Source organism: Salibacterium qingdaonense, from assembly GCF_900114715.1.
In the GTDB taxonomy this organism is placed as follows: Bacteria; Bacillota; Bacilli; order Bacillales; family Marinococcaceae; genus Salibacterium; species Salibacterium qingdaonense.
In genome coordinates, this window is record NZ_FOTY01000012.1 from 33362 (window position 1) to 58265 (window position 24904).

Here is a 24904-nt window from a genome sequence, read left to right on the forward strand (position 1 = left end):
CTCAAACAACGGGGATTTGTGCATCGATGCTGCCTGTATCAGTTCTTCGGATTTCTCTATCGATCTCCGCACAGCGCCCTTTGATTGAAAAAAACACGGCCCGGATTTCCGGACCGTGTTGTGTTATGACTGATCATCTTTTGTCGGCAGTTTTTCCACATTTTCAGCCTGTTCGATCTGCTTTTGTTCCGAATCTTCCTGGTTTAGTTCTTTTATTTCACGGGCTGTCTTTTCCGCCTGGCTTTTTGCCGATAACGCCGTTTCCTTTAGATGTCCTGCGCGGTCGGCGATATCCTGCACGTCATCAGATGCCGACTGCAGAAGGTGGGACAGTTCATTGGAGGCCCCCTTCATTTTTGAGATGAGCTCCTCCCGGTTTTCCGAAAGAAATGAACTTACGTGATTCACGGTGGAGGCTGTCTGTTTCGTACCGCGTACAATTGACGTTCTCGTCCGTTTGTTAAGAGCAAGGACAGCGGCGGCAGTTGTTACTCCCCCTGCAATCAGGCCGATTGTCCACCCCCTGCTGGATTTGTTGTTTTGTTTCTGCTGCATAGGTTTATCCACCTTTCCAAGTGACCCTTGTCATTTGCGTATTAGTATGTACTTACCACGAATCGATTAAAAATATTCTTCAAATTTCATGTCGAAGTACGAACCTAGTTTCATTATAACGATTGTCCGCATGTTTTCAACCTGTCAGCACCTCAATTTACGTAAATTAAAAGTATTCAAAAAAAAGTAACATTTTGTTCATTTATTATGTTTCTCCATTCGTTATAATGGAAATGGTAGGAGAGAGAGAAAAAATAAAAGGATGGTGGAGTATGAGAAAACCAATGCGTTCCTCAATGGAAGATTTGATTGCTGAAAACAAACAGGAGCTTTTAAGAGATCCGTCAGCTATAAATGAGATAGAAAAAAAGCTGGATGAGAAAAAAGCAAAAGAAGTGTACGTGGAGAATCAAGACGAAACAAAGCGGGTTCAGTAAAAACAACCCCGCCCCTTTCCACGGATAGAGAGATTACAACAAAAGAATGTGGAGCAGAAAAATCCGAGCGATGGGGTTTCGTTCGGATTTTTCTAATATATACACCTGTCTTTTCACTTTTTTTTCAGCAGGTCGTTAATCAGCCGGTAGGTCATCTGTTTTTGTGCTTTTTGTTCATTCAGAAGATGATGACGGGCTTCGTGAATCAAAATTCGTTCCGAGCGCGGGAACAATTCCGCGTACGCTTTTAAATTATGCTTCCACTCCAGCGTTTGATCCTTCGTGCCCTGCAATATGGAAATAGGTTTTTGAGAAGGTTTCTTTTTCATTATATTTCGTTCCCACTGAAACATCGAATGGACCCAGCTCAGCGGTATGGTATCTCCTTCCAGTGGATCATTTTTCAACTGTTCCATAAAAGCTTCAGCACCGGTGGACATCCGAAACTTTCGGGGCAGTTCGTTTTGCATCAGCGACACAAGCGGTACTGCCATTTTCGACAAGTACCATTGATTGGAGCGGATCAGAGGTGAGACAAGCACTACGTTTTGAAACATCGCGGCGTCCTCTGCGCTTAACAGGTAGTCAGCTAGAACCGCGCCTCCTGTGCTGTGCCCGACTCCATGTACCTTCTGCGTCCCCTCCAGACGAAGCTTGGATAAGACAACAGAGAGAGAATCACAGTATTCAGCGAACACCTCTTTTTTCCATTCCGGTCCGCCCGATTGTCCGTGACCAGGCAGATCAAACGCCGCTACTTGGTATCCGTGTTCTGTCAAAAAGCGTATACCGTCAGCATGAATACCGGTATGATCAAACAGACCATGCAAAAACAGGACAACCGGTGCATCACGCGGCTGACGAAACATTTGATAAAACAAGTAGTATCCTTTAAATGGAATATATTGTGCTGTATGTTCTACGTGTTGAAACGGGAGGTTGTACCGTTGTCTGTAGGTGGATATATCCAGGGTGTCATCCATTCTGCCTTTTCCTTTCTTTTGTTTCCTCAGCTGGATGGTTCATAAACAATCCATCTCAGCCTTACCATATTATTATCTGATAGATATTATAACGATGTCCCTGCCTCTTCCCTATGCTTTTCTTATTGTTTCTGATAAAAGTCATTCGTAAACGCTCTAAAAACCTTTCTTTTGCCTTCAAAATCCAAAAAGGTCATGGTTAACCAGAATGTACAGGTTCCATCAGACGATAATCACCCGCAAAAAAAGAGCTGTCCGTCTGCCGGACAGCCCTGCACCATATAACATTACTGCATTCTCGGATCGGAAAGCAGACGTTCCAGTTCTTCCATATGACCAGTCTCATCTGTAATGAAATCTTCCAGTCTGTTCTGCAGTTCAATCAGACTGATTGCTTCTGCCTGTTTGGCGCGCTGCTTATAACGCTCGATGGTATCTTCTTCTGCCTGCCTTGCAGCTTCAAGCATTTCCTTAACGTCATCGGTCTGTTTGATGTCAGCCGGTTTTGTTGTCGGTTCGCCGCCGAGCGTTTTGATTTTTTCTGCAAGATACAGAGCATGCGCCTGCTCGTCGGTTACTTCCCCTTCAAAAAACGGCTTCAACACCTGCCGGTACATGCCGGAGACGACGGCTGCGTAGTTGTTATACATGATGATTGCTGCATATTCATGAGCGAGATCTACATTGAGTCCATCAATTAATTCTTTCGTTTGATTGTCCATTGCTATGCCTCCTTCAGTACGTAATGGAAATGGATATCCATCAAATGTCTTTTTACATTTTGAAGTATACCCGGTCCTTAAAAACCGTAAACTTCCGTTTTTCACCCGGCCGGTCAAATGTTACTCAAACAGTTCCAGATACCCGCCGTATCCTTCTTCCTGTAGTTTTTCTTTCGGTATGAAACGCAGTGCAGCGGAATTCATGCAGTAACGGAGTCCTTCCGGCGGCGGTCCGTCCGGGAACACATGGCCGAGATGGGAATCTGAATTCTTTGTTCTCACTTCCGTTCGTCTCATTCCCATTGTCGTGTCAAGGTGCTCGATTACTTTCTCCTCCTCGAGCGGTTTGGTGAAACTCGGCCAGCCGCAGTCCGAAGCGAATTTTTCTTTCGAGGAGAAAATCGGCTCTCCGTTTATGATATCAACGTACAGACCTTCGTCCATCAAATCCCAGTATTCGTTTTGAAACGGCCGTTCCGTACCGTTTTTCTGCGTTACCTCAAACTGAATCGGTGTCAGTCTTTTTTTCAAATCTTCCCGGCTTTCTTCTGCCATTATTCTTCCCCCCAGTACGTTTGTATAAATCCAGCCCGTCCTGATCCTCTCTTGTAAAGCTGGTAATGCATCCTATTTTTGCGGTGGTAGTCCTGGTGATGTTCCTCCGCCTTGTAAAAAGCAGAGGCAGGCAGGATCGGTGTTATAACCGGTGACTGAAAAGGACCATTTTCATCCAGTTCTTTTCTGGACTGCTCTGCTTTTTGCTTTTGTTCTTCATCATGGTAGAACACCGCGGTCTGATACGATTCCCCGCGGTCATTAAACTGTCCTCCGGTATCTGTTGGATCAATTTGTCTCCAAAAGATACGGAGTAAGGCATCATAGCTGGTCTTCTCCGGATCATATTCCATCTGCACGGCTTCCAGGTGTCCTGTCGTGTCAGAGCAGACTTCTTCGTATGTCGGATTTTCGGTGTGTCCGCCTGTGTAACCGGCTGTAATGGAATGCACGCCGTCCAGTTCTTCAAACGGTCCGACCATACACCAGAAACATCCTCCGGCAAACGTAGCAAGCTTCGTTTCCGTACTCAAAGGGCTGACCCTCCTTTCACTTCTCTGCTTCTCATTATACCACGCATACTTGTGCAGTACTCCTGAAGTGCTTGGTAAAAAAGACCGTCACCCATGTGGACCGGACTTTGGTTGTTCCGGAGAGGCGTGCGGTTCCGAGTGGACAATATGCCTGCCGGCAGCATGCGTAGTGTCCATGCCCCGGTGACCGGCCGCACGGGCATGTGCTGCAGTGGAATGTTTTTTGCTTCCGTCCAGGATACAGAAAAGGGGCTGTACCTTTTTGATACAGTCCCCTTTGTCATGGTTTATTGCAGCTGTTTGAGTGATTCGCGGTTGAACGCCGGAAGATCATCCGGTGTTCTGCTTGTGACAAGGTTATTGCAGACAACAACTTCCTCGTCGTAGACGTTCGCTTTGGCATATTCCATATCAGTCTGAATGGAAGCAAAGCCGGTCGCGTCCCGTCCTTCGAGTGCTTTCGCGGTGATCAGCAGCTGCGGGCCGTGGCATACCGCAAACACCGGCTTGTCTTCATCCATGAAATATTTCGCAAATGACACAAAGCGGTCGTCGGCGCGGAGCATGTCCGGGGAGAATCCTCCTGGAATAAGCAGGGCGTCAAAATCGGACGGCTTCACGTCATCGATGGAAGCGTCCACGGTGACGTCTGCTTCTTTTTGTTTTCCCTGTATGGTTTTGCCTTTCTCTTTCTCAATAACGGTGAGGTTGTGTCCTTCATTCTCCAGAGCTTCTTTTGGACTCGTAAACTCGGAGTCCTCAAACATATCTGTCATTACTACAGCGATATTTTTACTCATACGTAACTACCTCCCTGTCTTCTTCAAATCGTTGCACAAATCGTAATATACCCGGCTTCTTTCACGGTTAAACATGGTTCCGTTATTTTCTTCCATAATCAGCCTTGATTTCGCCCCAGGCTTTCGTGTTCCATTTTAAAATCCGGTTCGCAGGCTTATTGTGCCGGAGCCACTTCTCAGCCTCCTCCACCAGCCTCCAGATTTCTTCGGTTTCCTGCGTGCGGGCCAGGCTCGAATTCGCCTTATTTTTCTTCACCCAGAGAATCGCTGTATCGGAGTCGGAATAGACCGGCATGTCACTGTTGTTTTCCTTTACGTATTTGAGCGCATCTACAACCGCCAGAAATTCACCGAGATTATTCGTCCCTTTATTAATGCCCGGATGGGAAAAGACGACGTCCCCGGTCTTTGTGTAGACGCCTTTGTATTCGACAAAACCGGGGTTACCGTGCGATCCGACATCGACCGAAATGCTTTCTTCTATGTACGAAGATTCCTCTTTTTCAGCAGAAACAGACGCTGCGGCTCCGCCGTTTTGGAAAGCCTGCTCGGCTTCTGCTTTCGAACGGAACGATTTAAACGACGCCCCCGCAAAACCTTTCACCTGTTTCTCACATTCCGGCCAGTTATCATAGATACCGGGATTTCTTCCTTTCCACACGACGTAATACTTCTTTTTTGCCGCCATTTCGTTTATCCCCTTTCTTTCCCTTTATCTGCCTTACTGAGGGTCTTCGTAAAAACGTTGAAAAATCGTGTCCTGCTGCACGGGATAGACTTCGTACCCGCAGATGTCATTGATAATCGTCTGGTTTCTCATCACAGATAACGCAAGATTGGTGGCGGCTGTGCCGTGGGAATGATCCAGATTCGTCAGTACGTAAATGTGATGACAGCGGTCGTCGCCGAACACAAGACGGTACGTATCACTGACCTGGTATCGTTTGTCATCTTCCCATTTTATCTGAGAGCCGAAATCGTAAATCCACTGCGGCACATTCGGCGTATAACCGGTCGCAAACACCGCTTTGTCTGTCCGGTGGACAAAGGTCTCTTCTTTCTGCCACTGCCGGCACGTCAATGCATATCTGCCGCCCTTTTCCTCCATCCCGGTCACCTCTGTCATCGGCTGCAGGGTAACACGCGGATCTTCGCGCTCCACCGACCGGTGATAAAGAAGCTCATAAATGTTCATTAACGTTTTCTGTTCAATGCCCTTCCGTCCTTTATCAAGCTCCGGCAGAGCGCTTAGTCTTGTTTCATAATCAAGGGTGCGGAAATAGGACACATAATCGGGTGAAAATACTTCACGGGCCAGTTTCGCCGATTCGGACTGGAAGAACTCCGGCGACCTCGTCAGCCACGTCAGATAATACCCGTAATGTTTCTGGTCCTGGAGCAGATCATGAAAAATTTCCGCCGCGCTCTGTCCCGAACCGACTACTGTAATGGTATCCGTATGTTTCAATGATGCTTTACGCATCGCGTACTCACTGCTGTGATAGACATGATCATCCGTCCTTGGGTTCACAGCCGGAGGCAGCTGCGGGGTGCTGCCCGTGCCCACCACCACGTGACGGGCATAATACGTATACGTGTCATTCGTTTTCGTGTCGCGGACGCTCACCTGATAACAACCGTCGTCCTCCCGCACGTCTTCCACCCTGCAGCCGAACCGCAGCGAATCGAGCTGCGAGGCCACCCATTTGCCGTACGCATTGTACTCTCTTCTTGGGATGTGAAGGTCTTTGTAAAAAAAGAACTGGTACAGGCGGTTTTTCTTATGTAAATAGTTGATGATGCTGTACGGACTCGTCGGATCAGCAAATGTAACGAGATCCGCAAGAAACGGCGAATTCAGCACGGTGCCCTCAAGCAGCATGCCGGGGTGCCATTCAAACGACGGATGCTGCTCGAAAAAAAGAGCCCGCACGTCATCGAGAGGCTCTGTAAGGGCTGCCATACCTAGATTAAAGGGGCCGATACCGACCCCGATGATATCGTATTTATTGCTGCCGGCCATATTCTTATCTTCCTTTCCACCAGTCATCTATTCCTCGTTATACCCTCTTTTTCCGCCTTCAAATACTTCTTTTTGAAAGAAAAAACAACAGATCCATTAGAGGACCGCGGCGGCAATGATGCCGAACAAAAAGAGTGGAATATTGTAATGGAGAAACGTCGGGACACACGTTTCCCAAATATGGTGGTGCCGTCCGTCTGCATTCAGTCCCGATGACGGCCCGAGTGTGCTGTCGGATGCCGGAGACCCGGCGTCTCCCATTGCGCCGGCTGTGCCGATTAACGCGACCGTTGCCAGAGGAGAATAACCGACACTGAGGCAGAATGGTACAAACAGTGCCGCCAGAATCGGAATCGTCCCAAATGACGTGCCGATTCCCATCGTGACAACAAGACCGACAAACAACATAACAGCGGATGTCAAAAGACCCGCTCCTCCTGATAGAGCTACAGCTTTTTCAACTAATTCGTCGACGGCTCCTGTGCTTTCAAGAACGTTGGCAAATCCTGATGCAGTCAGCATAACGAAACCAATCATTCCCATCATTTTGATGCCGTCGCCCGCCAGTTCATCACCATAGCGGAAAGGAACGACCCGGAATACGAATAAAAGAATAATACCGGTAAGCGCGCCGTATATAAGAGCTCCGTCTTCCATCACAAGCTGCACAAATAAAGCACCCACCACAGCGATAATCGTGCATCCATGCTTCCAATGAAACGACGGATCCGGTGTATCTTCCAGGTCCGGGGAAGCAGCAGTGGAACGTTGCGATGGATTCGCCTCCCTTGGCTTACGGTACGAAATAAACACCGCCGTCAAAAGACCGACCACCATTCCGATCACAGGGATAACCATTGCCTTCCATATGTCATCTGTCGGAACATTCATTCCAGCGGATGCCACCCCTTCGGCTATTGTTTGATGAAACTGGAGACCAAAGCCTACCGGTATGAGCATATACGGTGCTTTCAACCCGAACGTGAGGGCAGAAGCTACAGCGCGCCGGTCTATTTTCATGTCATTAAACACATGCAGCATCGGAGGAATTAAAATAGGAATAAATGCAATATGAACCGGAATCGCGTTCTGCGACAAGCACGCTACAACGGCAATCGTCATGATCAAAAACCCGCGCTTTCCTTTCAGAAAACGGAGCAGTATCTTCACCAGTACTCCCGTAATGCCCGAATACCCGATCATTACTGCAAAAATACCGAGCAGAATATAACTCATGGCCGTTTCCGCCTGACCTCCCATGCCGTTCAAAAACATTTTCATGGCATCACCGGGGCTGAGTCCGGCCATCAATCCTGCTGTAATGCCTGCCGAGAGAATGGCGAGAACCACATTCACCCGCAGCAGGCTGAGTACAATCATCATCCCAACGGAAACCAAAGCAATCATCATAATAAAAAGACCCCTTTACTTCTTCAGCTCTCTGCCAGAATAAAGTATAAGGGTCTGGAGCACTTCATGCAATCCTTATTTTTTTTCGATTGTTTCACGGAGCCAATCCCGGAGTTTCTGCTTCAGACTTTTGGCTGCTGCAGGCGACTGTCCCTCGGTTGAAACGGCAATATGATACCCTTCTTCTTCAAAAGAAGCAGGAAATGCGGCATTGCCAAGTTGTGGTTCGTCCGCTCCGTTCACAAGCTGGTGCGGGTGAACCGACTCATGGATGATGCGGCGCGCCTCCGGGTCTCCCGACGCAGAAACAATTAAAAACGCCGAAGATAAATAATCCGGGCGGCATTCATCTTTCACCCAATGAATCTCACCTTTTTCATAGAGGTCACGGACGGGGGCATTCACCCCGGGAGCGACTACAACAATATTGGCACCGGCCTCCAGCAGCTTGTTGATCTTCCGAGACGCAATGGTTCCTCCTCCGATGACGACGACAGGCTTGCCGGCCATATCCAGAAAAAGCGGGAAATTAAACATTTTCCCCGCTCCGTTTCACCCACGCCGGCTGTTCCATCGTTTCGATTGTCCGCTGCCGGAGCACCTCCTGCAGCTCTTCATCAAAACCAAGATAATCGCAGAGCTTCATCTCCGGTGCTGCGGTTTCGTTCATCCGGTCTATTTTTTCCTGCATTTCCTGCATCAACAGCCCGGTGAACATCAGGTAGGGAACGACGTAAACACGCCGGGCGCGGCTTTGGGCCATGGCCGCAAGTCCTTCATCAAACGTCGGGGACGCTGCCGCAAGAAACGCCGTTTTCACGTTACGGCCGCCTGTCTGCTCCTTGAGGCCGGCTGCGATACGGTGAAAATCCTGCAGCGCGTTTTTATCACTTGAACCGCGTCCGACGAGGAGAATATCGGCATCTTCATCTGTCGTCCATCCCTGTGCCTGCAGCCGCACCATCAAGACATCGAGCATTTTCGTGTGCAGACCGAAAGGGGCTCCGTATTGAATGGTCAGATCCGGATAGATCTCCTGCACTTTCTGAAGTTCCGCCGGGATATCTTCCTTAATATGACCGGCGGCCAGCAGAAGTACCGGGACAACCGTAATAGTATCGGCCCCTTGTTCCACGCACCGCCCGGCTCCCTCCAAAATATCCGGCTCGGACAATTCCAGAAAGCACGTTTCCTGCACCGAACAGGGGACGGACTTTTTCGTTTCTTCCACAAAAGCTTTCATCTGCCGGCTTCCTTCCGGCACTCTGGTACCGTGTCCAACGTAAAGTACAGCACGCATCAGGCTGACACATCCTTTCATTGCTGGAGCGAATGGTTACGCAGTTCATGCAGCAGGCTTTCCGTATCCGGGGACGACAGTGTTATATCAGGAACTGTGCCCGCAGTCTGTAGTGCTTTGTCCGTTTCAGGACCATGAGCGGTTACGGTCTTATTAGTCAACCATTGTACAGGAGAAATTCCGTGTCTGTCCAATTCCTTCCATAAGATGTGAACCGCTTGGGAAGAAGGGACAACGACAGTGTTTATCCAATCGTTGTCAAGAAGTGCAGCGGTCGCTTTGGCTGTATTTTTTTTATGAATAAGACGGTGACTCACCCATTTCTGTGAAAAAAGCTCCGCTTCGCTGCCGGCATGTTCCGGACCGATCCACAAGCTGTCCGGGCCCGGACTTTCATCTGTGTATTCGGCAAACAAGCCGTACGATTCCAGTTTCCAAAGCGTACGAAGAGAGGCAGTTGTAATCCGGTCAGGAAGGGTGCGGAGATCGATTCTGTTTTGTTTCAGCTCGTTTAACAGCACATCGACACTTTCCTCAGCCGCGACGTGCAGACGGTGAAACGGATGAGGGGATACAAGCGGTTTCGTTTCCCGTGTGTCAACGGTATAACCCGGCGCTTCCAGTACCTCCGCCCCGAGTGAACGAAGAGCTGGTGCAATGCTTCCTGCTGCGGCTGACGTTTTCACAATCCAGACAAACCGGCCGAAAAGGGGTTTCTTTTCGAGCCATTTTAATTTACGGTGCAGCGCAGCCGTCTCGCCGACAATCGTAATGGCAGGATTTTTAATCTGCTGCTGCTCAGCTTTTTCCTGAATACGCTCAAGAGGAGCTTCGGCCACGCGCTGCCTGGAAGTGGCTGCCCATTCTATGACAGCCGCCGGTGTGGCCGGGTCTTTTCCGTTTTCTATCAGTCTTCGTGCAATCGTACCGAGGTTTTTCATCCCCATGTAAAAAGCTGCTGTATCAATGCCGGCAGCGAGCGATTTCCAGTCAACGCCCGGCTGGCCGTCTTCTGCTTTTGTATGACCGGTCACCGCCGCAAAACTTCCTGACAAATCCCGGTGTGTCACTGGAATTCCGGCATACATCGGCCCTGCCATCCCAGCGGTAATACCAGGCACCATTTCATAGGTGAGCCCGGCTTTCACCAGCGCTTCTGCCTCTTCACCGGCTCTGCCGAACATACCGGGATCCCCGCCCTTTAAACGTGCCACCGTGAATCCTGCCAAGGCTTTCTCCACCAGAATCTGCTGAATCGTTTCCTGTCTGAGGTGGTGGCGCTCCGGGAGTTTGCCGCAGTAAATATACTCAGCATCCTCCCGCACGTATTGTAAAAAAAGGGGATGAACAAGGCGGTCATAGAGGACCACGTCTGCCTTTTCGAGGCACTCTCTGCCTTTTACAGTAATAAGACCGGGATCACCCGGTCCTGCGCCAATGAGGAATACGTTCCCCGATGTCATATTTTTTCCTCCCGAAACGTCCTTCTCTGCGATGTTAGACAAGACCTTTCTGCTGAAGAACACCGACGATGTGATGTACTGCTTCTTCAATCGACTGATTCTCCGTGTTAACAACAACTTCCGGTTCTTCCGGTTCTTCATATGGCGCGCTGATGCCGGTGAAAGAAGAAATTTCACCGCTTCTCGCTTTGGCGTAAAGACCTTTAGGATCCCGGTCTTCACATGTCGATAAGCTGCAGTCTACATGAATTTCAATAAATTCACCATCATCCAGAAGGTTTCGTACCTGCTCTCTGTCCTCCCGGTAAGGGGAAATAAAAGCGGTGCTGACAATCTGGCCACTGTCGACAAAAAGTTTCGACACTTCTCCGATACGGCGGATATTTTCCTGACGCGCGTCCGGTGAAAAACCGAGATCACTGTTCAATCCATGCCGCACATTGTCCCCGTCGAGCACATATGTTTGTTTGTTTTCTTCAAACAGCTTCCGTGATACCGCATTGGCAAGGGTCGATTTGCCGGATCCGGAAAGCCCTGTGAACCAGAGCACAAAGCTTTCGTGTCCGTTTTTGCGGTTTCTCTCATCCCGGCTGACAGAAGCGTCATGCCATACAATATTATTCGAATCCGTGGCTGCCATTTTTCTGCTCCTCTCTATCGTTCAATCAGGTTACCGTTTCCTGCATCCCTTTAATCAACACTTCCACGACCTCCGGACGGCTGAATTCGCGCGGCGGCATTTCACCGTTTTTCAGCATTTCGCGTACTTTCGTTCCGGATAGAATGACGTGGTGTTCTTTGCCGTGCGGGCATGTTTTGCCGGATGCCATATTCTCACATTTGGTACAGTAAAAGCTGTGTTCAAAGAAAAGTGGTTTGATACCGAGTTCCTCCGCCGTAAATTCACGGAAAATATGCTGAGCGTCGTACGTGCCGTAATAATCGCCGACACCGGCGTGGTCCCGTCCTACGATAAAGTGGGTGCAGCCGTAGTTTTTGCGGACCATGGCATGAAAGATGGCTTCCCTCGGCCCTGCATAACGCATGGCAGCTGGAAATACAGCAAGAAACGTACGCTGCTGGGGATAATAGTCTTTCAGCAGTACTTCGTAACTCTCCATACGGACGTCCGCCGGGATATCTCCGGGCTTCGTTGCACCGACAAGCGGGTTTAGAAAAAGACCATCGACGGTTTCAAGAGCCGTCTTCTGAATATATTCATGGGCACGGTGAACCGGATTGCGTGTCTGGAATCCGACAACCGTTTCCCAGCCTTTTTCTTCGAATGTTTTCCGTGTCTGCGCCGGTTCAATGTAGTAGGCATCGAACTGTTCATGCAGGATATCCTTCACGAGCGTAATATCTCCTGCCACGTAATAATCCGGACGGGAATAGAGATTGTTCACGCCGGCGTGCTCGGAATCGGTCGTGCGGTATACTTTCTCCGCCTCATTTTCTTTATCCGGGGTGAAAATCTCTTCCACGTCGATCACACCGTACGTTATTCCATCGTACACAAGCCGCGCTTCCCCGGCGGACTGGAGTTCTTCCGCTTTTTCACTGTCTACCGGAAGCGTGATGGGAATACTCCACACGGTGCCGTCTGATAGACGCATCGTTTCCACGACAGAGCCGTACTCCCGCTTATTCAAAAATCCTGTAAGCGGGCTGAACGCTCCGTTTGCGATTAATTCAAGGTCGGATAAGGCGATATCGTCCAGCTCAATGCCGGCTTCAATACCGCTTGTGTCCCGGCTGAAATCCTTTCTGTTAATTAATGTGCCTCCGTTTGGGATACTTGCCGTCATCGTTACAACAATCCTTTCCTGTCTGGTGATTTATTTATGAAGTCCGCATTCCGTTTTACCCTGGCCGCTCCAGCGTCCGCTCCGAAGATCTTCTCCCTCGAGCACCTGGGATGTGCACTGAATACAGCCGATGCTTGGGTAGTTCTGGTCATGCAGTTCATTGTAAGGCAGGTCAAATGCTTTGATATACATCCACACGTCATCCCATGTCCAGTGAATCAGCGGACAGATTTTAACGGAATTAAAACGGTTATCCTGATTGACAAACTGGGTGTTCTTTCTGGAAGGAGACTGTTCTCTCCGCAGTCCTGACATCCAGGCATGATAATTGCTGAGCTCGTTTTCAAGCGGCTCCAGTTTCCGGATCGCACAGCACTGGTCCGGGTTGGTTTCCCAGAGGCGGTCTCCTACCTGTTCCGCCTGCTCCTGCGGTGTCCATTTCGGCCGCAGCATCTTGATATTTAATGACGGATAACGCTCTTTCACCCGGTCTATCAATTCGTAGGTTTCCTTAAAATGAAAGTCGGTATCCAAAAAGGCTATCGTCGCATCGGGTTTGACTTTGCTGATCAAATCGATCAAAACCATGCCTTCGGCGCCGAAACTGCAGGCATACACAAGATCGTCTCCATAATTATCATAACTCCATCGTATCACATCACGCGCGCTTTTTCCTTCCAGTGTGTTATTCACTTCATTTATATCGGCAGGTTCAAGTGTTTCATAGGTAATCATTGGATAACCCCCTATCCACGAATGCGAGGTTCACATCGGGATTGATTTTAATTCATAGTATGCCTATCGAGATTATATGTTTAGTTGTTTATCGTTATTTTAGATACTATTTTGAAAAAAGTCAATGCTTCTGCTTGAATCTTTTCCCATCTTTATACTTGGAGAGGGAGCGCACATACTATCTGCCGGAGGTGCGAAATCATTGGCTCATGTTTTGGCGGTGTGTAATAATAGTAGCAAATACTTAGAACCTTGGAGGGTGCAAACGATGCGTGTTATTGATAATGAAGGAATCACCGATCCCCGTATAAATCTTGCTCTGGAAGAATTCGCTCTATATCACATGGATCTTGATAAGGAAGACACGTACCTATTGTTTTACGTGAACGAGCCGTCCATTATTATAGGAAAAAACCAGAACACCATCGAAGAAATTAACGTTGATTATGTAGAAGAACACGGTGTTCACGTCGTCCGCCGGCTCTCCGGAGGCGGGGCGGTCTATCATGACCTTGGCAACCTGAACTTCAGTTTTTTGACCAGAGACGACGGTGACAGCTTCCACAATTTCAAAAAGTTCACCCAGCCTGTTGTCGACGCACTGAACAGCATGGGTGTCCCGGCGGAATTGTCCGGGCGGAACGACCTGCAGGCGGACGGGAAAAAAATATCCGGCAACGCCCAGTTTTCTTCAAAAGGACGAATGTACAGCCACGGTACGTTAATGCTCGACTCAAGAACCGAAAATATCGTCTCAGCGTTGAATGTAAAAGACGAGAAAATCAGATCCAAAGGAATCAAATCAATCAAAAGCAGAGTCGGCAATATTAACGATTACCTGGAGGCCCCGCTGTCCGTCGGGGAATTCAAAAACCTGCTGCTGCGCCACATTTTCGAAAACAGCCCGGAGATTCCTTTCTATACATTGACCGAAGAAGACTGGGCCGAAGTCCACCGGATTTCCGAGAAACGATACAGCAACTGGGACTGGAATTACGGCAAATCCCCTGCGTTTGATATTCACCGTTCTCATAAATTCGATGCCGGCTTAATCGACATCCGTTTCAATGTAAAAAAAGGGGTTATCCAGTCCTGCAAAATATACGGAGACTTCTTCGGGACAGCGGAAGTGGCTGATATCGAGCGTACACTCGCAGGAACAAAGTATGAGATGGCTGCCTTAAGAGAAGCACTTGCTCCGTTCAACCTGCAGGAATATTTCGGTCCGATTGAGGACGAAGATTTCTTCTCTCTTTTGTACTAATGGACGTTCTTTAGGGCAAATGTATGTCTTTCATCCGACCCAGGTGCTGAATCCTGTCGATTTCTGCTGCTTATTCTAAGCTATTCGACCCTTACCGAGTGCTTTTGGGACTTCTACAATGGGGAAAAGAGTCAAATAAGTGCAAGAAGGGTGAAAGACATGCTGACAAACGCAGAAATTGGAATTGATTTGGGTACCGCCAATATTTTAGTCTATACAAAAGAAAAAGGAATTGTTTTGAACGAGCCATCTGTTGTAGCACTGAACTCCAATACAAATGAAGTGCTGGCAGTTGGAAGTGATGCCAAGAACATGGTTGGAAAAACACCGGGCCAGATTGTTGCGATGCGGCCGTTGAAACTAGGAGTAATTGCCGATTATGACGTAACATCGACCATGCTCAAACATATCATGAAGCAGATCAGTAAAGAAAGCGGGTTTACGGCACGGAAACCGAAAGTCATCGTCTGTACACCGTGCGGCTCGACCTCGGTAGAGCGCCGCGCCATTCGTGACGCAATCATGAGCTGCGGCGCAAAGTCGGTCCATCTCATTGAAGAGCCCGTTGCCGCTGCAATAGGTGCCGATCTGCCGGTGGACGAGCCGGTGGCAAATGTCATAGTCGATATCGGCGGCGGCACTTCTGAGGTCGGTATTATTTCCTACGGTGGCATTGTTTCATCCCAGTCCATTCGACGCGGCGGGGACAACCTGGATGAAGACATTATTCAGTACGTCCGAAAAACCTACAACCTGCTGATCGGCGAGAGAACAGCCGAAGAAATTAAAATTAATATCGGTAATGCGAGTCCCGATCATGAGGAACAATCCATCGAAATCAGAGGGCGTGATCTTGTTTCGGGGCTGCCGAAACCGGTTGTTCTTCACTCCGGAGAGATTCATCACGCCATCGCTGAATCGCTTGACCATATTCTCGAAACCATCCGCGAAACATTGGAAACCTGCCCTCCTGAGCTGAGCGGTGACATCGTGGATCAAGGGATTATTCTTACCGGAGGCGGAGCATTGTTAACCGGCATGCAGGAATGGCTCAGCGAGCGCATTATCGTTCCTGTCCACGTCGCACCAAATCCACTGGAGGCCGTCGCCGCAGGAACCGGAAAATCCCTGAAAATCATCGACAAACTCCAGGAAGCTTCTGTGTAACACCACTTAAAGCACCGATTCAGGTTACAAAATAAAAAAGCCCGCCCGGTAACTGCAGTTTCTGTTACCGGGCGGGCTTTTTAGATTCTGCTTTTGGCAGGACCGGGGAGTGGCGGATGGACACTAAGTGGATAGTATTCATTATTAGTGTCCATGAACGACGTCTCCGGGGATACTAACACACTTTCACACACAATTAGTGGTCATTCATATAGATTAACACCCACTATTTTTCTATTTTTATGCGTTAGTGTCTATGAATGAAGGTTCGGTGGACACTATATCTTTTTTCCCCATTCATAGTGGACACCGCCGGTAACGTGACATACGAAAAACGCTCCCGGCTGTCTTCTTGATAACCGGGAGCATTTAATTTATCTGTCAGAAGACAGAAAGCTTCACTTGATATTTTGTTCTTTGGCAAGTTTTTTCGCTGCACGCGGGGCGAGCCATACCATCGGAAGGAGCAGGATGGAAACCGGCACTGCCGTAACGACGATGAAATTCTGCAGCGCACTGACGCTTCCCTCTCCAATATAAAGAAGAATCGCTGCGATACACCCCATCAATACTGCCCAGAACACCCGGATACGGCTGTCCGGATTGTCACTGCCGGTCACACCCATCGCTATCGTAAATGCCATCGAGTCTGTCGTAGTTACAACAAACAGAATCGTCAGCAGGAGAAACAGCGGCGTAATAACCATTGACAGTGGAAACTGCTCGGTGATGGCAATCATTGCCGCATGCATACCGGTATCCATAAGAGCGTTCGATACAGAACCGGGATTCTGCTGCTCAAAAAAGACACCTGATCCTCCGACGACCGTAAACCAGAACGTTGTCACAAGCGGCGCAATCACACCGACGGCAATCATCAATTCCCGAATTGTGCGTCCGCGCGAAATTCGTGTGACAAGCATCGCCATCATCGGTCCGTATCCGATGAACCATCCCCAGAAGAAGACCGTCCATGAGCCTAACCAGTCATTATTACCACGGTACAGCCCCATATTCAGAAATTCACTGGCATATGTGCCCATCGAAACAAGATATTGGTTTACAATAAAGGCGGTAGGACCTATAACGAGAAGGGCAGCCAGAAGAAAGAGCGCAAGGCTGACATTGAACTTACTTAACCATTGAATCCCTTTATACAAACCTGTCACGGCAGAAATGGTCGAAATAATAACGACACCTGCAATAATAGCCAGCTGGGTGCTGAAAACATCTGGTATACCAAAGACAGCTTCCAGTCCGTAACTTGCCTGCAGTCCCAGAAAGCCGATCGGCCCGATAGTGCCGGCTGCCACGGAAATAATCGAAAACGCATCAATCAGTTTTCCAAAAAAACTGTGGCTGATTTTCTCACCGAAGATAGGATAAAGCAGTGTTCTCGGTTTTAATGGCATTCCTCTGTGATAATGCCCGTATATCAAGACAACGGCGCTTAATGTGCCAAGGATGGCCCAGGCAAGGAAACCCCAATGCATGAAGCTTTGAGCAAGCGCCGGTGCTGCCTGGTCTTGGAGACCTTGCTGCTTAAACAGAGGCGGAGCATCCATGAAATGGTACATTGGTTCAGCCGCCGCCCAGAACACACCTCCTCCTGCAAGAAGGGTCGCCATAATCATCGAGATCCATTTAAACGTGGAAATTTCGGGCTTTTCCATGTTCCCCAATTTGATGCGGCTGTATTTGGAAACGGCAAGCCATATGGCGACGGCGAAAGTGGCAAGCATCAATACCTGCCAAAATGCGCCGAAATAGGTGACAGACCACCCAAATGTTGTGTTAACAAACGTTGTGATGCTTTCAAGATGAATAAATGATACCAGGACAAATAATAGTAATAGACCGCCGCTGATTCCCAGGACGGTCCAATCAGTGCCTGACTTGTTCTGCTGTGATTCCGGAATAAGTTTTCTCTCCTTTTTTAACCTGAACCGTCCTTCCCTCCGTTATAAGAACGTACAGGGCTTTGCTGTTTAGTGTTTGCACACAAGGCGAAAATATAACACGGTGCTGCATCTGATGTAAATTGTAAAAGACTCTTCAGCTTAAGAGAAAGATTTTATACACCGTTTATTATTGCGAAAAGATATAAAAAAGGAGCTTCCCGTAGTGGAAAGCCCCTGTATCTATTTACTGCACGTTTGTGTGTGGAAAGCGCTTCTCGGCTTCCTTCTGCAGTTCACTTGCGTCAAGGATAATGTTAGCGATGCTTTTTAGAATGTTTTTCATGGTACTTCACCACTTTCTTGTCGATTACTGTGTTCATTATCGATCATTCATTGGAAAACCTCAAAAAGCAATGTCAACCATGAAAACGAAAACATTCAAAATGAAAGCGTTCATCATCTCCTATTTTCTCTTTTTTTCTTAAAAATCCTCCTTATTTCTTTATTATACGATTTCCTGTCTCTTCAAAGGTTTTCAAACTGAAATATTGCTCCTGCAATGCAGGCAGGCGCTTTCACTAAAAAGTACAAGTACAGCACCGGTCCAATTGCCGGCTTCCGCTACTACCAATGGTTACTATCTTTTCATCGAAAAAAGGAGCTGCACCCCAAAAGGTGCAGCTCCTTTCCACTGCTTGATTTATTCTGAAATGCTGACGTCCTGCAGCTGGTAAAGTCCATTCGGGTGCATCCAGAATCCTTCCACGTTATCGTTGACCCCGGCAAGGTAGTCATCGTGGTGGGAATAAATCATTGGTGCATCTTCCACAAGAATCTCCATCACATCTTCATACAGTGCCTTGCGTTCTTCCTGATCGCCTTCCCGGCGTGCTTGTTCAAGAAGCGTGTCGACTTCTTCGTTTTTATAGAAGGCACGGTTTCCGGCTTCCCCTTTATTGTCAGAGTGGAAAAGCGGATAGAGGCCGTAGTCGGCGTCCCCTGTAACGGTACTCCAGCCGAGAATGAACATATCATGCTCACCCTGTGCGGTGCTGTCAAGATACGCTCCCCATTCCAGTACTTCGATTTCAACCTCTACACCGATTTCCTGAAGCTGCTGCTGTACAACTTCGGCAATGTCCTGACGCTCCCGGTCGTCATTGGTCCAAAGAGTGGTGGAAAAGCCGTCTTCATAACCTGCTTCAGCAAGCAGTTCCTTCGCCTGCTCCGGATCATACGGCAGTCCTTCGACATCATCACTGAAACCAAAGATCTGCTCACCGATTGGTGCAACAGCTTCCGTTGCAGCACCGTTCAGGATTCCCTGAACAATATCCTCTTTATTGACTGCCATGGAAATGGCCTGACGGACACGCTTGTCATCAAATGGTTCTTTCTCTGTATTAAAGCTGATGTATTCTAGACTCAGACTTTCCTGGGTGTACATGCTTGCATTCTGCATGTTTTCCACCCGGGACGTGTCACTCGGACTGACAGGGAAAATAATATCCGCCGCTCCGGTTTCAAGTTCTCCTACCCTTGTCAGGTCTTCCGGTGTTACCTGGAACGTTACCGTGTTAATGCCCGCTGCTTCTCCCCAGTAGTCTTCATTCTTTTCCAGTACGAGTTCATTACCGGTGTCCCATTCCTGAAGCTTAAACATCCCGGTTCCAATCGGATTCTCATCAAGATAGGTTCCCGGCTCTTCGCCCTCTTCCATCATGGCGTAATCTTCTTCAATCGCCTTTGGACTGATGATGCCGCCGCCATTGTGGGCAAGGTGGGATGGAAGTGGGGAGAACGGATACTCCGTCACAAATTCCACCGTGTAGTCATCGATGACATTCACTTCGGTCACCATTTCATAAAGGAAAGCACGCGGCGAACCGATCTCTTCATCGCGGATGCGGTCAAAGGTTGCCTTCACCGCTTCTGCGTTGAATTCGGTGCCGTCGTGGAATGTGACCCCTTCACGCAGTGTAAATTCCCAGCTTGTACCACTTGTCTGTTCCCATTCTGTCGCCAGGTTCGGCTGGATCTCCATGTTCTCATCCTGGGTTACAAGTGTTTCAAATATGTTTGTCTGCACGTTACTGGACGGAACGTCGTTGGAACCATGCGGATCAAGACCCGTAGCATCCGATGCAGTTGCAATAACCAGATCATCACTTGATGAACCGCCTGACTCAGCGGACTGTCCGCTTTCTTCGCTGCTTCCTGTATCTTCGCCGCTGCCCGAATCTCCCCCGCCTTGATCCGGTTCACTGGCACACGCAGTCAGTGCAAGACTGAAAAGCACCGCGATAAAGAATGTTCTGAAAATATTCAGCGATAGTTTCATTGCTACAACCCCTTTATATTTTTTCCTTTAAAAACAATTACTAATATAACTTAAGTATAATGAATATTCAAGAACTTTTCAAAATATTTGTGTCAATTTTTCTACATCTCTTTTCTGCTTTAAAGAGGGGTAGAGACTTTGCAACTTTTAAATATTTCTTTTTTGGGTTGTGATTCATTTACAATATATCGGTTCTTGACTATTATATTATTATAATATATTTATCATTGTAATATAATACAATCATGATATAATTCATTTTTGTAGTATGTTGATAGATTCATTGTAGTCTATCTTTTTTGAATTTTATGTAAGAAAGGAGTATACATGTTGGCAGAATCGACAGTTCAGGAATCCATGACCAAACCATCCAACCCACATATTGAAAATGCCAAAAACATTTTCAAAAGGCTGAAAAAAAATAAAGCCGCCATGGTTGGGGGCTTTCTTATTTTACTATTTATTCTGACTGCCTTTATCGGCCCTTTTCTTGTTCCTTACGGTGCCGGAGAACAAAATCTGGTTAATAAACTGCAGGGGCCTTCCGCCGAGCATTGGTTCGGCACGGATCATCTGGGGAGGGATATTTTCAGCCGAATTATCCATGGCATGTCCATTACATTGTATATTGGATTTTTCTCTGTTTTCATCGCAGCCATCTTCGGCGTAGTTATCGGCATTGTATCCGGCTATTACGGAGGGAAGATTGACACCCTTCTCATGCGTCTCATGGACGTGCTTCTTGCGTTTCCGGGTATCCTTCTTGCACTCGGAGTTGTCACAATTCTCAGACCAAATCTGAATAATGTGATTCTTGCAGTCGCTGTATTTTCAGTTCCGGCTTTTGCAAGGATTGTACGGGGGTCGACACTTGCGGTGAAAGAACTGGAATATATTGATGCTGTCCGGGCACTTGGAGCCGGTGATGTGCGCATCATTTTCCGTCACATTCTTCCCAATGTTTTCTCTCCTATCATTGTACAGGCCACACTCCGGATTGCAACGGCAATTCTGACGGCAGCAGGTCTGTCTTTTCTCGGGCTCGGAGCCCAGCCGCCTACTCCTGAATGGGGAGCGATGCTAAGCGATGGGCGTAATTACATTTTTGATGCCGGTCATGTCGCTTTGTTCCCGGGACTAGCGATTGTTGTTGTCGTACTTGCTTTTAACATATTCGGTGACGGTCTGCGCGATGCTCTTGACCCGAAAATGAAATCTTAGACGAGAGGAGAGAGCCTGTTGTTTGTTTTTACGATACGAAGAATTCTTCAAACGATTCCCGTTCTATTCGGGGTTTCCATACTGGTTTTTTTAATGATGCATCTCGTGCCGGGCGACCCCGCCCAGGTAATTGCCGGGGAAGCCGCCAGTCCGCAGACGATTGAACAGATCCGGGAACGCCTTGGATTGAACGACCCACTTCCAATGCAGTACCTTAACTTCATTATGAATGCGCTGCAGGGGGATCTTGGCACGTCCATCCGGAGCGGGCAGCCTGTTTCCGAAGAGGTGTTCAGCCGTTTCTGGGTGACCATGGAGCTTGCGTTTTACAGCATGATTCTGAGTGCTTTCATCGGACTGATTGCAGGAATTATTTCCGCGGTCCGCCACTATACCATCATCGATGTTGTTGTCATGATTATTGCACTCTTCGGTCTCTCGATGCCGAACTTCTGGCTCGGCCTGATGCTGATGCAGTTCTTCTCCATAAATCTTGAAATTCTTCCTGTGTCAGGGTGGGGAACCCCGGAACAAATTATACTGCCTGTCATTGCACTCGGAACAGCCGGTGCTGCTATTATCGCGAGAATGACACGTTCGAGCATGCTTGAAGTCATCGGTCAGGACTACATCCGTACGGCCCGTGCCAAAGGGGTAAAGGAACGTTTCGTTATTTACAAGCACGCGCTTAAAAACGCGATGATACCTGTTGTTACAGTTATCGGCCTTGAATTCGGCACCCTGCTTACAGGCGCCGTACTGACGGAAACGGTGTTTTCCATCAACGGACTGGGCCGTTTTGTCGTAGAATCCATCAGAGCAAGAGACTTCCCTGCTGTTCAGGGGTCGGTTCTGGTCATAGCGCTTGTTTTCATCCTTGTGAACCTTATAGTCGACCTGTCCTACCGTTTTCTGAATAAACGAATTGATCTGAATTGATAAATGATAGATGAAAGGCGGAATGAGATATGACCAATGACGCCGATGTACTGCAAATAGACAATCTTCAGACGTCTTTTTTTATAGACGGAAGTGAAATTAAAGCTGTAGACGGGGTTTCCCTCAACATTCCAAAAGGTAAAACCGTCGGCATTGTCGGGGAGTCCGGTTCCGGAAAAAGTATCACATCCATGTCCGTGATGCGCCTCATCCGCAATCCGGGACGCATCAAAGGCGGCTCGATTCACTTCAATGGAGAAGACCTTCTCCAGAAAACCGAGAAAAATATGCAGAACATACGCGGCAATAAAATCTCCATGATTTTTCAGGAGCCGATGACGTCGCTGAATCCGGTATACACCGTCGGGCAGCAGATCTCCGAAGTTCTTCAGATTCACCAGAACCTTTCGAAAAAAGAGGCTCTTTCTAAATCCGTCGAAATGCTCGAGCTTGTCGGAATTCCTTCCCCCAATGACCGGGTGAAACAGTACCCTCACGAATTGTCCGGCGGGATGCGGCAGCGCGTTATGATCGCCATCGCCCTTGCCTGTAATCCGGAGCTGCTCATCGCCGACGAACCGACGACAGCGCTTGATGTAACCATTCAGGCCCAGATTCTTGAACTCATGAACGGGCTTCGGAAGGAACTTGGCATGTCCGTGATTCTCATCACACACGACCTTGGTGTTGTAGCGGAAACATGTGATTACGTGGCGGTCATGTATGCCGGCCAGATTGTGGAGTACGCCGATGTTCATACGTTGTTTAACAACCCAAAACATCCATATACCGTCGGACTGATGCAGTCCCTGCCAAGACATGACATGGATCAGGAAGAACTGAACGTGATTGAAGGGAACGTACCAAAACCTGGCGAAATGCCGGAAGGATGCCGCTTTGCTCCCCGTTGTCCATTTGCTTCGGATATCTGTACGAGGGAACTGCCCGATCTTATGGAAACCGAAGACGGCAATCAGGTAAGGTGCTGGGTTTACAGTGAAAAATGGGACGGAGATCCGGAGGTGAATGTGAAAGATGACTACAAAACTGCTCGAAGTCAATAATCTTAAACAGTATTTTCCCATTAAAGGCGGAGTGTTCGGGCGCACCGTCAACCATGTCAAAGCGGTGGACGATGTGAGTTTTTATGTAAATGAAGGAGAGACCCTAAGTATTGTCGGTGAATCCGGGTGCGGTAAATCGACAACCGGACGGGCGGTACTCCGCCTTGATGAACCTACCGAAGGCGATATTCAATTTAACGGGGAAAACCTGCTTGACTTAAATAAAAACGACATGAGAAAAAAGCGCAAAGATATGCAGATTATCTTTCAGGATCCGTATGCCTCTATTAATCCGCGCCAGACCGTCCGCCAGGTGCTTGAAGAAGCAATGGCCATCCAGGATGTGGTGCCAAAAGCAGACCGGGTCGACAAAATGATGGAACTGCTCGACACGGTCGGTCTTGGTTCCCACCAGCTGGACCGGTTTCCACACGAATTCAGCGGCGGCCAGCGCCAGCGTGTAGGAATTGCGCGTGCACTGGCTGTAGACCCAAAATTCATCATCTGTGATGAGTCTGTCTCGGCACTCGACGTGTCGATTCAGGCGCAGGTCTTGAACCTTTTGAAAAACCTCCAGGAACAGTATAATCTGACGTACCTTTTTATTGCCCACGACCTGGGTGTGGTCCGGCACATCTCGGACCGCGTCGCTGTCATGTACCTGGGCAGAGTCGTGGAAATCGGTGAGAAAGAAGAAATTTTTGATAACCCGAAACATCCATATACAAAATCTCTTCTCTCTGCCATTCCCGTTCCTGATCCTTCGCATAAGCAGGAACGGATTGTGCTGAAAGGAGACGTTCCTTCACCGATTGATCCGCCGCCTGGCTGCCGCTTCCATACGCGTTGTCCGTTCGCCACCGAAAAGTGCCGGGACGAAACGCCGGAACTGAGAAAAACAGAAACAATGACCGGCACCCATGAAGCAGCCTGCCACTACATGGAAGATATCGAAGCCGGCAGGCACAAGGCAGCATATTAAAACAAAAAACGATTGTCGGCAGGATTTTTCCCTTCTGACAATCGTTTTTTTTGATATAATGGAAGCAAAGAATATATGTCTCTAATAATCCGGAGGGCTGTATGACTGGCTTTGTAGCTAGACAACCAATTGTGAATGCAGAGGAAGAAGTGTACGGTTATGAACTGTTATACCGGGCTTCTGAGGAACATGATTTTATGAAAGAAGACCCGGATGCAGCAACTAACGATGTTGCTTTCAAAGGACTTCTCTGCGTTGATCCGGACACGGTCACCGGCCTGCACCCTGCTTTTATCAATTTCACGGAACAATCGCTTGTCGAGCGGCTGCCTCTCACACTCCCCGCTTCTAAAATCACCGTGGAAATTCTCGAGGATATTAAAGGTTCGGAGGAAATGGCTGTCATTCTCCGGGAATTAAAAGACAACGGCTATCAGATTGCTCTGGATGATTTCGTGCTGGATCATTCCACTGAGATGTTTCTGCCGTTTGCCGATATCATTAAAGTAGACTGGCAGAACAGCAGCACCGCTAATCTTGAGCGCATCATGAAGTCCCGGCGCCTTTATGATTTTTGTCTGCTGGCCGAAAAGCTGGAATCCGCTGCCGAGTTCCAGGAAGCCAAATCGATGGGATTTACACTGTTTCAAGGGTACTACTTCGGCTGTCCGCAGCTCATGAAATGAATGCCCTATCAAGAA

The 24904-nt window shown here is 48.3% G+C and carries 25 protein-coding genes; 8 read left to right on the plus strand and 17 right to left on the minus strand.

Annotated elements, in window-relative coordinates; genetic code table 11:
- Nucleotides 1-123 precede the first annotated feature (123 nt).
- A complete protein-coding gene (locus tag BM058_RS10550) occupies nt 124-555 on the minus strand; it encodes a hypothetical protein (protein WP_090927007.1) in 432 nt (143 codons plus the stop codon).
- 272 nt (nt 556-827) lie between these two features.
- Here BM058_RS10550 and BM058_RS10555 point away from each other — a divergent pair, with 272 nt between their 5' ends.
- Nucleotides 828-992, plus strand: a complete 165-nt coding sequence (locus BM058_RS10555; protein ID WP_143083014.1) for an FbpB family small basic protein — start codon at nt 828-830, stop codon at nt 990-992.
- Nucleotides 993-1105: 113 nt separating this feature from the next.
- Here BM058_RS10555 and BM058_RS10560 read toward each other — a convergent pair whose 3' ends face one another.
- The 14 genes from BM058_RS10560 to BM058_RS10625 all read right to left on the minus strand — a co-directional run bounded on the left by BM058_RS10560 (nt 1106) and on the right by BM058_RS10625 (nt 13324).
- Complete coding sequence (locus tag BM058_RS10560; RefSeq protein WP_090927009.1) at nt 1106-1975, minus strand: alpha/beta hydrolase; 870 nt, start codon at nt 1973-1975, stop codon at nt 1106-1108.
- Between the two features lie 287 nt (nt 1976-2262).
- Nucleotides 2263-2697: a ferritin-like domain-containing protein gene (locus tag BM058_RS10565; RefSeq protein WP_090927010.1), complete on the minus strand. Its 435-nt coding sequence runs from the start codon at nt 2695-2697 to the stop codon at nt 2263-2265.
- Between the two features lie 120 nt (nt 2698-2817).
- Nucleotides 2818-3252, minus strand: coding sequence for a peptide-methionine (R)-S-oxide reductase MsrB (msrB, locus tag BM058_RS18800; RefSeq protein ID WP_177195517.1), 435 nt, complete (start codon nt 3250-3252; stop codon nt 2818-2820).
- Nucleotides 3252-3785: a peptide-methionine (S)-S-oxide reductase MsrA gene (gene msrA, locus BM058_RS18805; RefSeq protein ID WP_177195518.1), complete on the minus strand. Its 534-nt coding sequence runs from the start codon at nt 3783-3785 to the stop codon at nt 3252-3254. The genes msrB and msrA overlap by 1 nt, the downstream gene beginning before the upstream one ends.
- 287 nt (nt 3786-4072) lie before the next feature.
- Entirely contained in the window at nt 4073-4585 is a 513-nt protein-coding gene (locus BM058_RS10580) for a type 1 glutamine amidotransferase domain-containing protein (protein ID WP_090927012.1), read from the minus strand.
- Between the two features lie 82 nt (nt 4586-4667).
- A complete protein-coding gene (locus BM058_RS10585) occupies nt 4668-5273 on the minus strand; it encodes a ribonuclease H1 domain-containing protein (protein WP_090927013.1) in 606 nt (201 codons plus the stop codon).
- Nucleotides 5274-5306: 33 nt separating this feature from the next.
- Complete coding sequence (locus BM058_RS10590; RefSeq protein ID WP_245736937.1) at nt 5307-6635, minus strand: lysine N(6)-hydroxylase/L-ornithine N(5)-oxygenase family protein; 1329 nt, start codon at nt 6633-6635, stop codon at nt 5307-5309.
- Between the two features lie 69 nt (nt 6636-6704).
- Nucleotides 6705-8018, minus strand: a complete 1314-nt coding sequence (locus BM058_RS10595; RefSeq protein ID WP_090927015.1) for a Na+/H+ antiporter family protein — start codon at nt 8016-8018, stop codon at nt 6705-6707.
- A gap of 75 nt (nt 8019-8093) precedes the next feature.
- A complete protein-coding gene (locus BM058_RS10600; protein WP_090927016.1) occupies nt 8094-8555 on the minus strand; it encodes a precorrin-2 dehydrogenase/sirohydrochlorin ferrochelatase family protein in 462 nt (153 codons plus the stop codon).
- Nucleotides 8548-9318 (minus strand): sirohydrochlorin chelatase, encoded by a 771-nt coding sequence (locus BM058_RS10605; RefSeq protein WP_177195519.1) that lies wholly within the window; start codon nt 9316-9318, stop codon nt 8548-8550. Before BM058_RS10605 ends, BM058_RS10600 begins: the two co-directional genes overlap by 8 nt.
- Before the next feature lie 17 nt (nt 9319-9335).
- Nucleotides 9336-10781, minus strand: coding sequence for a uroporphyrinogen-III C-methyltransferase (gene cobA / locus BM058_RS10610; protein ID WP_177195520.1), 1446 nt, complete (start codon nt 10779-10781; stop codon nt 9336-9338).
- A gap of 34 nt (nt 10782-10815) precedes the next feature.
- A complete protein-coding gene (gene cysC / locus BM058_RS10615) occupies nt 10816-11421 on the minus strand; it encodes an adenylyl-sulfate kinase (protein WP_090927019.1) in 606 nt (201 codons plus the stop codon).
- Between the two features lie 25 nt (nt 11422-11446).
- Complete coding sequence (gene sat / locus BM058_RS10620; RefSeq protein WP_407690177.1) at nt 11447-12577, minus strand: sulfate adenylyltransferase; 1131 nt, start codon at nt 12575-12577, stop codon at nt 11447-11449.
- A gap of 42 nt (nt 12578-12619) precedes the next feature.
- Nucleotides 12620-13324 (minus strand): phosphoadenylyl-sulfate reductase, encoded by a 705-nt coding sequence (locus BM058_RS10625; RefSeq protein ID WP_090927021.1) that lies wholly within the window; start codon nt 13322-13324, stop codon nt 12620-12622.
- 268 nt (nt 13325-13592) lie between these two features.
- Here BM058_RS10625 and BM058_RS10630 point away from each other — a divergent pair, with 268 nt between their 5' ends.
- Both BM058_RS10630 and mreBH read left to right on the plus strand, forming a co-directional pair.
- Entirely contained in the window at nt 13593-14588 is a 996-nt protein-coding gene (locus BM058_RS10630) for a lipoate--protein ligase (protein WP_090927022.1), read from the plus strand.
- 159 nt (nt 14589-14747) lie between these two features.
- Entirely contained in the window at nt 14748-15755 is a 1008-nt protein-coding gene (gene mreBH, locus BM058_RS10635) for a rod-share determining protein MreBH (RefSeq protein WP_090927023.1), read from the plus strand.
- A gap of 398 nt (nt 15756-16153) precedes the next feature.
- On the opposite strand, the gene BM058_RS10640 is transcribed toward mreBH, so the two are convergent.
- On the minus strand, nt 16154-17674 hold the full coding sequence (locus tag BM058_RS10640; protein ID WP_090927024.1) for a BCCT family transporter: 1521 nt from the start codon (nt 17672-17674) through the stop codon (nt 16154-16156).
- Between the two features lie 682 nt (nt 17675-18356).
- Nucleotides 18357-19997 (minus strand): glutathione ABC transporter substrate-binding protein, encoded by a 1641-nt coding sequence (locus tag BM058_RS10645; protein WP_090927025.1) that lies wholly within the window; start codon nt 19995-19997, stop codon nt 18357-18359.
- Nucleotides 19998-20324: 327 nt separating this feature from the next.
- Between BM058_RS10645 and nikC the strand changes: the two genes are divergently transcribed.
- The 5 genes from nikC to BM058_RS10670 all read left to right on the plus strand — a co-directional run bounded on the left by nikC (nt 20325) and on the right by BM058_RS10670 (nt 24889).
- Nucleotides 20325-21218, plus strand: a complete 894-nt coding sequence (gene nikC / locus BM058_RS10650) for a nickel transporter permease (RefSeq protein ID WP_090927026.1) — start codon at nt 20325-20327, stop codon at nt 21216-21218.
- Nucleotides 21219-21236: 18 nt separating this feature from the next.
- Nucleotides 21237-22157 (plus strand): nickel ABC transporter permease, encoded by a 921-nt coding sequence (gene nikB / locus BM058_RS10655; RefSeq protein ID WP_090927027.1) that lies wholly within the window; start codon nt 21237-21239, stop codon nt 22155-22157.
- A gap of 29 nt (nt 22158-22186) precedes the next feature.
- Nucleotides 22187-23221 (plus strand): ABC transporter ATP-binding protein, encoded by a 1035-nt coding sequence (locus BM058_RS10660; RefSeq protein WP_090927028.1) that lies wholly within the window; start codon nt 22187-22189, stop codon nt 23219-23221.
- Nucleotides 23193-24203 carry an ABC transporter ATP-binding protein gene (locus BM058_RS10665; protein ID WP_090927029.1) on the plus strand — a complete coding sequence of 337 codons (1011 nt, stop codon included), beginning with the start codon at nt 23193-23195 and terminating at the stop codon, nt 24201-24203. The genes BM058_RS10660 and BM058_RS10665 overlap by 29 nt, the downstream gene beginning before the upstream one ends.
- 101 nt (nt 24204-24304) lie before the next feature.
- Nucleotides 24305-24889 (plus strand): EAL and HDOD domain-containing protein, encoded by a 585-nt coding sequence (locus BM058_RS10670; RefSeq protein WP_090927030.1) that lies wholly within the window; start codon nt 24305-24307, stop codon nt 24887-24889.
- Nucleotides 24890-24904 lie beyond the last annotated feature (15 nt).

Bases quoted from the DNA above. Each gene is read 5' to 3' on its own strand.
- BM058_RS10550 (WP_090927007.1), bottom strand. From the start codon at position 555: ATGCAGCAGAAACAAAACAACAAATCCAGCAGGGGGTGGACAATCGGC.
- nikC (WP_090927026.1), top strand. From the start codon at position 20,325: ATGTTGGCAGAATCGACAGTTCAGGAATCCATGACCAAACCATCCAAC.
- BM058_RS10605 (WP_177195519.1), bottom strand. From the start codon at position 9,318: ATGCGTGCTGTACTTTACGTTGGACACGGTACCAGAGTGCCGGAAGGA.
- BM058_RS10660 (WP_090927028.1), top strand. From the start codon at position 22,187: ATGACCAATGACGCCGATGTACTGCAAATAGACAATCTTCAGACGTCT.
- BM058_RS10555 (WP_143083014.1), top strand. From the start codon at position 828: ATGAGAAAACCAATGCGTTCCTCAATGGAAGATTTGATTGCTGAAAAC.
- BM058_RS10665 (WP_090927029.1), top strand. From the start codon at position 23,193: ATGACTACAAAACTGCTCGAAGTCAATAATCTTAAACAGTATTTTCCC.
- BM058_RS10595 (WP_090927015.1), bottom strand. From the start codon at position 8,018: ATGATGATTGCTTTGGTTTCCGTTGGGATGATGATTGTACTCAGCCTG.
- BM058_RS10630 (WP_090927022.1), top strand. From the start codon at position 13,593: ATGCGTGTTATTGATAATGAAGGAATCACCGATCCCCGTATAAATCTT.
- cobA (WP_177195520.1), bottom strand. From the start codon at position 10,781: ATGACATCGGGGAACGTATTCCTCATTGGCGCAGGACCGGGTGATCCC.
- BM058_RS10585 (WP_090927013.1), bottom strand. From the start codon at position 5,273: ATGGCGGCAAAAAAGAAGTATTACGTCGTGTGGAAAGGAAGAAATCCC.
- mreBH (WP_090927023.1), top strand. From the start codon at position 14,748: ATGCTGACAAACGCAGAAATTGGAATTGATTTGGGTACCGCCAATATT.
- cysC (WP_090927019.1), bottom strand. From the start codon at position 11,421: ATGGCAGCCACGGATTCGAATAATATTGTATGGCATGACGCTTCTGTC.
- BM058_RS10560 (WP_090927009.1), bottom strand. From the start codon at position 1,975: ATGGATGACACCCTGGATATATCCACCTACAGACAACGGTACAACCTC.
- BM058_RS10565 (WP_090927010.1), bottom strand. From the start codon at position 2,697: ATGGACAATCAAACGAAAGAATTAATTGATGGACTCAATGTAGATCTC.
- BM058_RS10600 (WP_090927016.1), bottom strand. From the start codon at position 8,555: ATGTTTAATTTCCCGCTTTTTCTGGATATGGCCGGCAAGCCTGTCGTC.
- BM058_RS10670 (WP_090927030.1), top strand. From the start codon at position 24,305: ATGACTGGCTTTGTAGCTAGACAACCAATTGTGAATGCAGAGGAAGAA.
- msrB (WP_177195517.1), bottom strand. From the start codon at position 3,252: ATGGCAGAAGAAAGCCGGGAAGATTTGAAAAAAAGACTGACACCGATT.
- BM058_RS10580 (WP_090927012.1), bottom strand. From the start codon at position 4,585: ATGAGTAAAAATATCGCTGTAGTAATGACAGATATGTTTGAGGACTCC.
- BM058_RS10645 (WP_090927025.1), bottom strand. From the start codon at position 19,997: ATGAAACTATCGCTGAATATTTTCAGAACATTCTTTATCGCGGTGCTT.
- BM058_RS10625 (WP_090927021.1), bottom strand. From the start codon at position 13,324: ATGATTACCTATGAAACACTTGAACCTGCCGATATAAATGAAGTGAAT.
- BM058_RS10590 (WP_245736937.1), bottom strand. From the start codon at position 6,635: ATGACTGGTGGAAAGGAAGATAAGAATATGGCCGGCAGCAATAAATAC.